Source organism: Pedobacter cryophilus (assembly GCF_005116455.1).
Classification (GTDB): domain Bacteria; phylum Bacteroidota; class Bacteroidia; order Sphingobacteriales; family Sphingobacteriaceae; genus Pseudopedobacter; species Pseudopedobacter cryophilum.
In genome coordinates this window covers 14,965-26,996 of the sequence record NZ_SWBP01000009.1, presented here as the reverse complement: position 1 = coordinate 26,996, position 12,032 = coordinate 14,965, and the positions used below count along the sequence as shown (strand labels likewise).

The following is a 12,032-nucleotide window of genomic DNA, read 5'->3' as shown; positions in this document are numbered from 1 at the left end:
AAATATAATATTATAAAAATGGCCTTATGAATATCATGAGGCCATTTTTGTGTTAACCTACTATAAGAATAGGTTCTGGACCTTGAGGCTCGTTTTCAAATTTTTCTGTAATGGCACAATAGCCACTCATGCCTCTTTGCAATAAACCAAAGCCTACTACTAATTCTGTAGTTGCAATAAGAGGATGAGAAAAAACATTTCTTATGCCTTTAAACATGATATAAGCGCCTGTAGCCAAAGAAAGTACTCTTTCTGTTTTTCCTAAGTTGGTATAAAGCGTTTCTTTCAAAAAGGTTTCTTCTAAAGTATCCTTTAGCTCTTCTATTTTATCTGTAATCATCGTTTTAAATTTAAATTCAATTTTAAATAGCAATGATGATGCCTGTTCTTAAATTTGCGTTTTCAATCCAAAAAAAATAATCATACCTTGAAAATCTATATTCATAAAATCTATGTCGACAGAAGTTAAATGCCCAAGCTGTGGTCATTCTTTTCCTATTGAGGAAGTGATGGCCGAAGAATACAAAAATAACCTACGTAAACAAATGGTGGATTTCACCAAGAAAAAGGAAGAAGAATTCACCAAAAAGGAGCAGGATTTTTTACAAAAGGAAAAGCAGCAGGCCTTAGCGTTTGAACAAAAGCTGGCTTCTGAAAAAATGCACCTGCAAAAGCAATTGGAAGAAAGCTTAAGGAAAAGTATTGCTTCTGATTTTGATAACCAATTGCAGTTGTTAGAAAACGCTAACAAAGAAGGAGAAGAAAAACTTAAACTGGCTCGTGAAAAAGAATTAGCATTTTTAAAAAGGGAGGCGGAGTTAAAAAATAAAGAGGCAGAAATGGAATTGGCCTTGCAAAGGAAGTTACAAGAAGAAAGGAATTCTATTACCGAGCAAATACGCAAACAGGAAAATGAGAAAAGTTTATTAAAAGATACTGAAAACCAATTGAAAGTTAAAGAGCTGGAAAAGCAAATTGAAGATCAGAAAAGATTGGTTGACGAAATGAAGCGGAAAGCCGAACAGGGCTCTATGCAAATGCAAGGCGAAGTACAGGAACTTATTTTAGAAGAGTTACTGAAGACTAGCTTTCCTTTTGATGTGATTAGTGAGGTTGGAAAAGGGATACGTGGCGCAGATTGTATACAAACTGTACGCAATAATAGTGGCCAAGCATGCGGAAAGATTATTTATGAAAGTAAACGGACCAAAGATTTTGGTGGTGATTGGATAGAAAAATTGAAGAAAGATAAAATTAGCGTGGGTGCAGATGTGGCTTTAATTGTGACGCAATGCTACCCTAAAGGCATGGATTGTTTTGGCGAAAAAGATGGCGTATGGATTTGTTCTTTTGAGGAATTAAAAGCAGTGGCTTATGTTTTAAGAGACGGAATCATCCGATTATTCTCGGCTTCAAAATCTCAGGAAAACCGTGGCGATAAAATGCACATGCTGTATGATTATTTAACAAGTTCTGAATTTGGCAGTCAGTGGAACGCCATTAGCGAAGGTTTTATGAGCATGCGAATGTCTATACAAACAGAGCGTACAGCAATGGAAAGAATGTGGAAAGCCAGAGAAAAACAATTAGAAAAAGTATTATTGAATGCTGCGCATATTAGTGGATCTGTGGAGGGGATTGCCGGTCAGGATGTGATTAAATTAAATTTAACAAACGAGGGTGAAGATTTATTTTTAGAAGATTAGGGAGGAATAAGCTATGGATTATTCTAAATATTTATTAATCCTATTGGGATAATCTTCGGATTGCATTAAACAGAAAAACAACTATAAAAAGGATAACCCGAGGGTTATCCCTACAGAAACAATTCTTAAAAGGATAGCAAGCCGGAAAAGACAAAGATTTATTAGCTACAGAAATCACACTAACTAACTTAAGTAATATTCAGTTTCAACCTTTGATCAAAATTGAATGGCGTAATGTCCAAAACTTTAATTTTAGAAAATTTTGGATGCAAGGGATTTAATAAATAGTTATATTCTCTATCAACAATTGCCGATGGAACTTTTAATACCGCACTTTTCATCTCTAAAACCCATTTATTCCCTAATTTTTGTGTAAGAGGATAATGCAAAACCTTAAACCATTCTGTATTGACCTCTTGTAACTGACTTAGCGTAATTTCTGAAACCAATAGATCATCAGGAATTGAAATTACAGCCATAGAAAACTTACCCGAGTTTAAAGCTGCTCCACTTTTATGAGCTAACACTTCTAAGCAAGAAAGAGCAGCAGAACCACCGGTATAAATCATCCCCTCTCCTTCTGTATTCCACCTTCCGGCAAAACCAGAAGAGGCCAAAGAACCAGCGTATTTGGTTTGAGCAATTCTATAAACCAACATCAGCTTAAGCTAAAATACCATGATCTATGCGGTTTAACTCATTCATTACCATATTTATACCGGTAATAGAATCTAATAAATCATTTGGTTTGGCATCAATACCTATGTTGTGTTGGGGCAACCAGTTTTTAAATTCTTGTACAGAACCAAAGGTATCTATGCCTTTATCATAAAGTTCTAATAAAAATAGCACATGCTCACTTAAACTTGTGCTTAACTCTTTTGCGGCACTTAAGTGTTTACGAAGTGTAGGTTCTGTTAAATCTAATTTACGAGCAATATCTAAACGAGTAGAACCGCTAATTTCTAATAAATCTTTTAAGGAAGAAGAAGATAAGCCTCCTTTAATAACAGACAAACGATTAACCGGAGACTCAAAATAAGTTTGATAAGGAACTAATAGCTCTTGAGCGGTACTTATTAAATTGTTTTCTTCATAAGTTTTCATACACAAATATAATATTTTTCATTTTAAAATGAAACTATTTTCACAAATTTATTTGCTACGATAAAAGCTTTCAAATCCCATAAACGATAAAATAAAAAGTTAGGCCACGAATACACGAATGAACACCAATACTATGCGCTCTGATTCGTGAAAATTTGTGTATTCGTGGCAAAAATTAATCTTAAACTATGCAACAATAAAAGGTTAAGCCACGAATACACGAATGAAAACTAATGCTATGCGTTTTGATTCGTGAAAATTAGTAAAATTCGTGTAAAACAAACTCAATCCCCCGCATTCCACCAGCCTAATTTTTCTATACTTATCACTTCTACAGTATAAAAATTAAATTCTTTAGTCACTTTTCCTTTAATCAAATAACAACCATAACCTTTAAAAGAAAACCGAGCGGCAACATCAGGAAATAAAACGGTGTCAATCCAGTTTCTTTCTTGGTCTAAAAAAGTTCCGAAAAACATGGTTTGTCCATGCTTAGTTTTGGCGTACTTGGTAGTGACTAAATAACCTACAATTACAATTTCTTTCCCTAAATGTAAAGGAATATCAGCTGCTTTAATTCCTTTAATACCTTGATTAGCCATTAACTCAAACGGAGAAGATAAAGGAAAGCCTAAAATTTCCATCTCATCTAATAAATCATTTCTTTTATCGTAATGAAGCTGAGGAATGCTGAAATTTTGATTGGGCTTATGTTTAAATAATGATTGGTTGACCAACTTTTTCGGCTGCTTATTCAGTAAAAAATGAGCTTCCCATAATAGTTTTTGCTTGCTTTTACCTGTAAACCTAAAAGCACCAATTCTAATGAGGATAATCAATTGCTCTAAACCTACCGCTACCCTATTTACAAAATCGGACAAATCTTCATAATCACCATTTTGGGTTCTTTCCTCTAAAAAAGTATCAACTAATTTTTGTTCTAAACTACCTACATGAATAAAACCCAAACAAACCGTAATTCCTTTAATGGTGGTGAGGTAAATACTTTGATTTACGCATGGCGCTTGTATAATTGCTCCGTTCTTTCTGGCTTCATGTACGTAAATTTCTGTTCGGTAAAAACCACCAAAATTATTAATCACCCCTACCATAAACTCCAAAGGAAAATAAGCTTTGAGGTACATACTTTGGTAACTTTCTACCGCAAATGAAGCCGAGTGGCCTTTTGCAAAAGAATATCCTGCAAAAGATTCTATTTGTCGCCAAACTTCTTTAGCCAAAGCATCGGGATGACCAACTCTTCTGCAATTACTAAAAAAGCTTTCTTCTACCTTTAAAAACTCCGCTCTTGATCTAAATTTACCGCTCATTCCTCGCCGCAAAACGTCGGCTTCGCCTAAATCTAAACCAGCAAAAATATGTGCCACTTTTATCACATCCTCCTGATAAACCATTACCCCATAAGTATCTTCCATCAAATCCCATAAAATAGGATGCGCTAAAGATTTTCCTTTATCTGCTTGGTGATGCCTTAAAATATATTCCCGCATCATCCCAGATTGCGCCACACCTGGCCTAATGATAGAACTTGCGGCCACCAAAGTGAGGTAATCTCTACACTCTAACTTAGCCAACAACATCCGCATAGCAGGAGATTCTACATAAAAACAACCTATTAAATTCCCTTTTTCTAAGTGTTTAACAATTTTTCCATCTTGCATGAATTTTGGAATATCATGAATATCAATCTCCACACCTTGATTTTGCTTTACGATAGCCAAAGTATCTTTGATATGCCCCAAACCACGCTGACTCAAAATATCAAATTTATATAAGCCTAAATCTTCTGCTTCATGCATATCAAACTGGCAAATTGGAAAGCCTTTTGGCGGATGAAAAGTTGCGGTGTACTTAAAGATAGGCTGATCTGAAATTAAAATTCCCCCAGCGTGAATGCTGAGATTTTTAGGAAAATTAGCCAGTTTTTCTGCAAAAAAATTGATTTCTTGATATAGTTTTTCATCGGCGTAAGCCTTAATTCCTTTCTTTGCTCGCTGTGCTAAAACTTCAATTTCTTCGGTTGGCAAGCCGTATATTTTCCCCAGCTCTCTATAAGTAGAATTTGTTTGAAAAGTGGTATAGGTAGCTTGCAAACACACATGCTCTAAGCCGTAAGTATCAAAAATGTATTGAATAATCTCATCTCTATCTTGCCAAGAAAAATCAATATCAAAATCGGGTGGGTTTTTGCGATAAAGGTTAATAAAACGCTCAAAATATAAATCCAACTCAATAGGATCAACATCTGTAATACGTAAACAATAAGCCACCACGCTATTGGCCCCACTGCCCCTGCCTATGTAGTAAAAACCTCTTTTACGAGCGAAAGAAATAATTTTATGATTGATTAAAAAATAAGGCACAAAATCTTGACTCCGAATCAAAGTCAGCTCTTTCTCTATCCTATCTTTTACTTTTTGGGAGATGGTTTGATAACGTTCAATTGCACCATTGTAAGTTAGTTTTACCAGCATTTCATAATCATTTTGTTGTGCCGTTTCTTTATCAGGATGTAAATCAATTACTGATTTATTTTTGTGTTGCTTAAACTCAAAATTGATAGGTTCGCAATTATTAAGCAGCGCCGAAGTGTTTTTTAGTAAAGTAGGATGATGCTGATACAAATCATAAAAAGCGGTTTCATCTAGCAGCATTTCATCGGCGAAAGCCAAATCTTTAGCTTCTAATTTAGAAAGGATGGTGTTTTTGTCTATAGCCCGCAGCAAATGATGCAAATGAAAATCTTGCGGCTGCAAAAAACTCACCGGATGTAAAATCACCATTTTATGAAGCCATTTTTTCCATTTTGGAGATTGTAAATCGTGTAAATTTTTATGGTTTACACCGATAAATTCATGCGCTTTAAGGTCAAATTCTTGATGCTGCTGAAAAGGATAAATCACAAAAACATCATCCGTTACAGGGCAAACATCCTCAAAAGGTTTTTCTGTTTTTAAATGATAAGAAAGCAAGCGATTGAGTTGTTCAAAACCATGATGATTTTTAGCAATTCCAATAAATTTTTGCTCGTGATTATTCCTAAAATCTATTCCTAAAATTGGCGAAACACCTGTGTTTTGCGCCAAACGCATAGTTTGCAAACAACCTGATGTGTTATTGATATCAGCTAAAACAAAACGCTCTAAACCTATACTTTTAGCCTTATTTAGGAGGTTTTGCGGAGTAATCGTTCCGTATAAAAAGCTAAACCAAGTATGGCAGTTGAGGTACATGTGATTAATTTTTTCATCAGGATTTTATCCCGTTAAACGGATTAAAAGTTCGGGCGGCATCAGCCATTCCAATAGCTCGGCAAACAGTTTTATCGCCGTAGCGCTTATTGAGCTTATCTAAAGCTTGGTATAAATGAATTTGAGACACATTATCTTCAAACAAATTAATTTGAAAATGCCCTCTTACCAAATTGCTAAACCTTACGCCAATTAATCTAATGAGCATACGGCGTTGATACAATTTCCTAAAAAGCTCCTTAATTTTTGGAATCAGGATATGATCTGCAGAGGTATGTGGAATTTTAAGCTGTTGCGAATGCGTATTAAAATCTGAATACCTTATTTTAATGCTAATGCAAGAAGTGAGAAAATTTTCTTGACGCATTTTGAAACACAAATTCTCTGTCATAGAAACCAACATGGCTTCTAGCATTTCTATATCCATGGTATCTTTCTCAAAAGTATTTTCACTGGATAAAGATTTTCTATCGGTATAAGGCGTAATGGGTGAAAGATCTATGCCATTCGCTTTTTCCCACATCATAATGCCCGGTTTCCCAAAAGCCGATTCTAACAATTGAACCGGCATTTGCTGTAAAGTATATACCTTTTCTACCCCCATTCTTTTAAGGTTTTGAGCTGCTTTTTCGCCAATCATAGGGATTTTACGTACCGATAATGGCGCTAAAAAAGGTATTTCGTCTCCGTAAGCCACATATTTATAACCATTAGGTTTGGCCAAACCGGTGGCCACTTTAGACACCGTTTTATTTTTTGATAAGCCAAAAGAGATAGGCAAACCTGTTTCGTGAATTACCTTTTCTCGTAACTCTGTAGCGTGTTTTAAAGTCCCAAAAAACCTATCCATCCCCGTCATATCTATATAAAACTCATCAATAGATGTTTTCTCAAAAACTGGGGATTCTTCCTCAATAATTTCGGTAACTTCTTGTGAGGCTTTGCTATAACTTTCATAATCTCCTCTAATAAAAATTAAATCGGGGCAAAGCTGCTTGGCTAACTTACCCGGCATGGCAGAGTGAACGCCATATTTACGAGCCTCATAACTACAAGAAGCCACCACACCACGCTCATTAGAGCCGCCAATTGCTACGGGTTTATTCAATAATTTAGAATTAGCTCTACATTCTACAGAAACAAAAAAAGAATCTAAATCTATATGTACTATTTGCCTCTCCTGTGTCATAATCCAAAAAATTATACCTCAAAATTAATACTAATATATTTAGCTTTTACTATATTTACTAAATATATTAGTTTTATGAAATCATTATATTTTATAGCCATTTTGCCTCCAAAGGCTACAGACGAAAGAATTGACCTGATTAGAAAAGAATTTTCTAATCAGTATAAAAGTTATGAAGCTTTAAAGCCACCTGTTCATCTTACTTTAAAAGAGCCTTTTACGCTTGATAAAAAAGACGAAGCCTTGTTACTTAGAAAACTAGAGGGATTGAGCTTTATTCATCAACCTTTTCATCAAGAACTAAAAGATTTTAATCGTTTTCAAAAACACAGCATTTATATTAAGGCTAATAAATGTGAAGAAATTATAAATCTTAAAAAGAATATTAAAAAACTTTTTAGAGCATACTTTTTTAATGTACAGCAAGATCAAATGCCTTTTAATCCTCATTACACCATCGCTTACAGAGATATTCCAGAAAAAGAATTTGATTTAGCCTGGGAAGAATATCAGCACAAAACTTTTGAAGCTCATTTTACCTGTACCCATTTTACGCTTTTAAAACATACAGGTATAAAATGGATTACCGTACAAGACTATAAATTAAGAGGTTGCCCAATACAAACACTTTTTGATCATTTAACTTCATTTCAGCTAGAAAAAGCACTACAACAGTTAATTGTTAAATAATTAAGCTTTCGCCGATGAAATAAAAATTAAAAAACGCCGAACAGTTAACAGCTATTGCTTATTTACTATCTTCGATGGCTTAAAAATTTATTTGTAAAATGACTTATTGTTTAGCCATAAAAGTAAAACAGGGCTTGGTAGCTATAGCTGATACCCGTATTACCTCTGGTACAGATACCACTATAAAAAAGAAATTATTTACCGTTCAAAAAGATCAATATTGTTTGTTTTTAATGACCAGCGGATTAAGATCTGTGAGAGATAAAGCCTTATTATATTTTAAAGAACTCACAGAGCAAGAAGACTTTAACAAGCTTTACAAAGCCGTAAATGCCTTTGGAGAGCAAATAAAAAGAGTTGCTGAGGAAGATAAAATATCTTTAGAAAATTCGGGCTTTAAATTTGATTTACACACCATTATTGGCGGGCAATTAAAAGATGATGAAGAGCAAAAGCTGTTTTTGTTGTACCCAGAAGGTAACTGGGTAGAATTAGGCGAAGGTGCGCCTTATGTGATTATCGGTAATTCTGGACATGGAAAAGCAATTTTGAATAGAGTTGTAGACGAAGACTCCTCTTTACAGGAAGCTTTAAAAGCCGGATTTCTATCTTTTGATTCTACCAGGGTAAGTTCTAATAATGTAGATTTCCCAATAGATGTGATTATTTCTGAAGCCAATAGCTATCATCTTATACAGCATCGATATGAAAAGGAAGATTTAGAAAAAATCTCGATACAATGGGATAAAGAATTAAAAAATGCTTTAAATAATATTTCGGAAGATTGGATGAGTGCCGCTTTTGAAAAAACTGAAACCAAATAAAAGTCATGAAATTTAAAATTGATGTTGAGTTGAAATACCGAGTTGCTACAGATAGTACGTTGATTTTAAATATCCATGCATTAAAAACAGCACACCAAAAAGTTTTATCAGAATCTTTCAAAACCAGTTTAGACATCAAAATAGAAGAATTAAATTCTGTTCAAGGAGAGCATCGCTTTGTGAGATTAGAAATCCCAAAAACCAATCATATAGGCATCAGCTATCAGGCTACCGTAGATAATTCTTTCACCATAAAAGATTATACCATGGTACCAGAGCTAAAAATCGCAAAGCTTAGTCCCGAGATTTTAACCTACCTATACCCTAGTAGATATTGCCAGTCTGATAAGTTATATAACATGGCAAACAACCTATTTGGGCATATAGAAAATGATTTCAATAAGGTAATTGCTATTTCAGAATGGATTTATAAAAATGTTAAATATTTAGGTGGTGCCAGCAATTCGCAAACATCTGCATTAGATACTTTGGTAGAACAGGCTGGTGTTTGTAGAGATTTTGCTCATTTAGGAATTGCTTTTTGTAGAGCGCTTACCATACCGGCCAGGTATTTTACCGGCTATGCTTATCAGTTAAATCCCCAAGATTTTCATGCTTGTTTTGAAGCTTATATTAATGGCGACTGGGTTTTATTTGATGCTACCAAATTAGCTCCGTTAAACGGGATGGTGAAAATTGCAACCGGCAGAGATGCCGCCGATACTGCTTTTGGAAATTTATTTGGTGATATTAATTTCACATTTTGTAAAATATCATGTGATACTGAAGAAGAAAATTTCGAACCTTTTCATCAGCAAGAACAAGGTCATCAGGGAATTTCTTATGCTTAATTTTTTGCTAACCTATTAAAAATCATTTTATGGAATTTGGTAAAGTTGAGCCACAAACACTTAATGAAATAAATTTCAAGCTTCCGCCTGATACGGCAATTACGCAATCTGTTTTAAAAGCAGCCGATAAAAAACCACTAAAAGCATACGTAGGTTGTGCAAAATGGGGGCGTAAAGAATGGGTTGGTAAAATCTATCCGAAAGGAACAAAAGACGCTAATTTTTTAGATGAGTATGCTAAACATTTCAATAGCATTGAAATGAACGCTACTTTTTATAAAATTTATGATGCTAAAACCATTGCCAAATGGAAAGAAAAAGCGGCAGCAAGCAATAAAGATTTTAAATTTTGCCCTAAAATATCACAACCTATAAGTCACATCAAAAGATTAAAAGACGCCGAAGAACTTACTACCGAGTTTTATAAAGGTATTATGGCTTTTGAAGAATATTTAGGCCCCGTATTTTTGCAATTGAGTGATAATTTTGGTCCTAAAAATTTAGACCTCTTAAAAAACTACCTTGAGCATTTACCGCAAGATGTTCCGTTTTTTGTAGAAGTAAGACATAAAGATTGGTTTGAACCTGCAAATAGCGAATTACTTTTTAATCTCTTAAACAAATTAAACATTGGCGCTGTAATTACTGATGCTTCTGGCAGAAGAGATTGCGTACACATGAGTTTACCTACGCCTCACGCCTTCATAAGGTTTGTGGGCAATAATTTACACCCTACAGATTATCAAAGAGTAGACGATTGGGTAGAAAGGCTAGCTTTATGGAAAGAACAAGGCCTGCAATCTTTTTATTTTTTTATGCATCAGCATGAGGAAAAAGACTCGCCCGAACTTTGTAAATATGTAATTGAGAAACTTAATACCCGTTTAAAACTTAATATTAAAGCGCCACATTTTATTAATGAGCATACTTTATTTTAAGCCTAAAGAATTCTTTTTGCTGATTGTAAGAGGTTTAGCTTAAAATACTAAAAAAAACAAAAAATGATTTGCAGGATTAGCTGGAAACCCTATCTTTGCACAACTTTAAAAAACTATTAGTTTAATAAAGTATGATTCCGTAGCTCAGCTGGTAGAGCATTACACTTTTAATGTAGTGGTCCTGGGTTCGAATCCCAGCGGGATCACCAGAAAAATTTAAAAGCCTCAGAAAGTGAGGCTTTTTTTATCAAACATCTTACAATTAATGATTCCGTAGCTCAGCTGGTAGAGCATTACACTTTTAATGTAGTGGTCCTGGGTTCGAATCCCAGCGGGATCACCAATAAAAAAGCCTCTTGAAAAAGAGGCTTTTTTGGTTTTATGTCTATTTTATTTCTTATTGAGTTTTAACCACAACTGACAATTTCTTGTTCATACGTGATGGCTTTCTTAAGTAACCTCTTATTATGATAAGAGGTTATTTCTTCTTTTTGATTTCAATCTCAATAAGATCACCAAAAGGATCAAAGTTAAATAACACTTTATTTGGCAGTATTTTCGGTATTAGCTTTTGTTTCCCTTGACTGATTTTAATTTTTTTTATCCCTCCCTCTTCTAAAATCGCTGTTAAAGGTTCTGTAAATAATGTTTTATCTAAGGAACAAGTAGCAGTAATGATATAATGCGTATTTGTATTCTGCTTAATTTTTATCACTGTTGAATCACGTTCATTAACGTAGGCAACCACTTCCCGGAAAGTGCCTATCCATATTTTATCTTCCAATGCTTTTACTTTTTTAAGGTGATCCCAAAAGATACTCGGATTGCCAAAATGGTCATATCCATAAGTAATACCATGTGTCATCCCGACGCCCCAATCTTGATCTTTCAATAATTTATTTACCCAATCTTCAAGATTTTCAGCGGTTGCTTTACCACCTATCGATCGTTGGAATAACCTAGTACCTACACGGTTTTTGTTGGCAATTTTGATCCCTTCGGTAGATTTGGTATTGTTTGGATAAGCAAAAGTGCGAGGTATAGCGCCAATATTAGCATAGATGGCACTATCATTCTTTTTAATGTCTTCTTCTATTTCCGCTAGGGTAAATTTCCCGAAGTTTCTATGTGCCCAACCATGGTTAGATATTTCTTGACCTGAAGCCGCCATTTCTTTCAAGTCCTTCCAAGTCATTCTCGTGGTATCTTTTATGGCATTTGGATCTTCATTTATTTTAGAACCATTTATCACAAAAGTTCCTTTCAATCCTAGTTTTTTTAACCATGGAGTTACTAAGGTATTGTGTTCTTTTAAGCCATCATCAAAGGTATAACTAATGGCTGCCGCCTTGTTATCTTTAAACTTTGCAATGTGGATATCGATGGCGTTTTGTCCATAACAAAAATTGAGGCTTAAAACTGTAAATAATATGGTTAAATAGATTTTACTCATTT

At 34.4% G+C, this 12,032-nt stretch carries 11 protein-coding genes and 2 tRNA genes; 7 read left to right on the top strand and 6 right to left on the bottom strand.

What is annotated here, in order from left to right; translation table 11 throughout:
• Positions 1-52: 52 nt before the first annotated feature.
• On the bottom strand, positions 53-340 hold the full coding sequence (locus FA046_RS16700; protein WP_136827681.1) for a YgaP family membrane protein: 288 nt from the start codon (positions 338-340) through the stop codon (positions 53-55).
• 112 nt (positions 341-452) lie between these two features.
• Here FA046_RS16700 and FA046_RS16695 point away from each other — a divergent pair, with 112 nt between their 5' ends.
• On the top strand, positions 453-1,706 hold the full coding sequence (locus FA046_RS16695) for a DUF2130 domain-containing protein (RefSeq protein ID WP_225870945.1): 1,254 nt from the start codon (positions 453-455) through the stop codon (positions 1,704-1,706).
• A gap of 188 nt (positions 1,707-1,894) precedes the next feature.
• Here FA046_RS16695 and FA046_RS16690 read toward each other — a convergent pair whose 3' ends face one another.
• The 4 genes from FA046_RS16690 to dinB all read right to left on the bottom strand — a co-directional run bounded on the left by FA046_RS16690 (position 1,895) and on the right by dinB (position 7,274).
• Positions 1,895-2,365 (bottom strand): RES family NAD+ phosphorylase, encoded by a 471-nt coding sequence (locus tag FA046_RS16690; protein WP_136827680.1) that lies wholly within the window; start codon positions 2,363-2,365, stop codon positions 1,895-1,897.
• Positions 2,366-2,369: 4 nt separating this feature from the next.
• Positions 2,370-2,813 carry an antitoxin Xre/MbcA/ParS toxin-binding domain-containing protein gene (locus tag FA046_RS16685; protein ID WP_136827679.1) on the bottom strand — a complete coding sequence of 148 codons (444 nt, stop codon included), beginning with the start codon at positions 2,811-2,813 and terminating at the stop codon, positions 2,370-2,372.
• A 284-nt stretch (positions 2,814-3,097) separates the two neighbouring features.
• Entirely contained in the window at positions 3,098-6,067 is a 2,970-nt protein-coding gene (locus FA046_RS16680; RefSeq protein WP_136827678.1) for a DNA polymerase III subunit alpha, read from the bottom strand.
• Between the two features lie 16 nt (positions 6,068-6,083).
• Positions 6,084-7,274, bottom strand: a complete 1,191-nt coding sequence (gene dinB / locus FA046_RS16675) for a DNA polymerase IV (protein WP_136827677.1) — start codon at positions 7,272-7,274, stop codon at positions 6,084-6,086.
• 75 nt (positions 7,275-7,349) lie between these two features.
• Here dinB and FA046_RS16670 point away from each other — a divergent pair, with 75 nt between their 5' ends.
• From FA046_RS16670 to FA046_RS16645, 6 genes are all read left to right on the top strand, one after another.
• Positions 7,350-7,964, top strand: coding sequence for a 2'-5' RNA ligase family protein (locus tag FA046_RS16670; RefSeq protein ID WP_169303407.1), 615 nt, complete (start codon positions 7,350-7,352; stop codon positions 7,962-7,964).
• A 98-nt stretch (positions 7,965-8,062) separates the two neighbouring features.
• Positions 8,063-8,788 (top strand): peptidase, encoded by a 726-nt coding sequence (locus tag FA046_RS16665; RefSeq protein ID WP_136827675.1) that lies wholly within the window; start codon positions 8,063-8,065, stop codon positions 8,786-8,788.
• Between the two features lie 5 nt (positions 8,789-8,793).
• Positions 8,794-9,639 (top strand): transglutaminase-like domain-containing protein, encoded by an 846-nt coding sequence (locus FA046_RS16660; RefSeq protein WP_136827674.1) that lies wholly within the window; start codon positions 8,794-8,796, stop codon positions 9,637-9,639.
• Positions 9,640-9,668: 29 nt separating this feature from the next.
• The gene (locus tag FA046_RS16655) at positions 9,669-10,577 is read left to right on the top strand and encodes a DUF72 domain-containing protein (protein WP_136827673.1); all 909 of its coding nucleotides are present in this window, start codon (positions 9,669-9,671) and stop codon (positions 10,575-10,577) included.
• Positions 10,578-10,710: 133 nt separating this feature from the next.
• Positions 10,711-10,786, top strand: a tRNA-Lys gene (locus FA046_RS16650).
• 58 nt (positions 10,787-10,844) lie between these two features.
• Positions 10,845-10,920 (top strand) — tRNA-Lys (locus tag FA046_RS16645).
• 135 nt (positions 10,921-11,055) lie between these two features.
• On the opposite strand, the gene FA046_RS16640 is transcribed toward FA046_RS16645, so the two are convergent.
• Complete coding sequence (locus FA046_RS16640; protein WP_136827672.1) at positions 11,056-12,030, bottom strand: polysaccharide deacetylase family protein; 975 nt, start codon at positions 12,028-12,030, stop codon at positions 11,056-11,058.
• Positions 12,031-12,032 lie beyond the last annotated feature (2 nt).

What these genes read in the sequence shown, in the direction of transcription:
- FA046_RS16700 (WP_136827681.1), bottom strand. Translation starts at nt 340, where the DNA reads ATGATTACAGATAAAATAGAAGAGCTAAAGGATACTTTAGAAGAAACC.
- FA046_RS16695 (WP_225870945.1), top strand. Translation starts at nt 453, where the DNA reads ATGTCGACAGAAGTTAAATGCCCAAGCTGTGGTCATTCTTTTCCTATT.
- FA046_RS16690 (WP_136827680.1), bottom strand. Translation starts at nt 2,365, where the DNA reads ATGTTGGTTTATAGAATTGCTCAAACCAAATACGCTGGTTCTTTGGCC.
- FA046_RS16685 (WP_136827679.1), bottom strand. Translation starts at nt 2,813, where the DNA reads ATGAAAACTTATGAAGAAAACAATTTAATAAGTACCGCTCAAGAGCTA.
- FA046_RS16680 (WP_136827678.1), bottom strand. Translation starts at nt 6,067, where the DNA reads ATGTACCTCAACTGCCATACTTGGTTTAGCTTTTTATACGGAACGATT.
- dinB (WP_136827677.1), bottom strand. Translation starts at nt 7,274, where the DNA reads ATGACACAGGAGAGGCAAATAGTACATATAGATTTAGATTCTTTTTTT.
- FA046_RS16670 (WP_169303407.1), top strand. Translation starts at nt 7,350, where the DNA reads ATGAAATCATTATATTTTATAGCCATTTTGCCTCCAAAGGCTACAGAC.
- FA046_RS16665 (WP_136827675.1), top strand. Translation starts at nt 8,063, where the DNA reads ATGACTTATTGTTTAGCCATAAAAGTAAAACAGGGCTTGGTAGCTATA.
- FA046_RS16660 (WP_136827674.1), top strand. Translation starts at nt 8,794, where the DNA reads ATGAAATTTAAAATTGATGTTGAGTTGAAATACCGAGTTGCTACAGAT.
- FA046_RS16655 (WP_136827673.1), top strand. Translation starts at nt 9,669, where the DNA reads ATGGAATTTGGTAAAGTTGAGCCACAAACACTTAATGAAATAAATTTC.
- FA046_RS16640 (WP_136827672.1), bottom strand. Translation starts at nt 12,030, where the DNA reads ATGAGTAAAATCTATTTAACCATATTATTTACAGTTTTAAGCCTCAAT.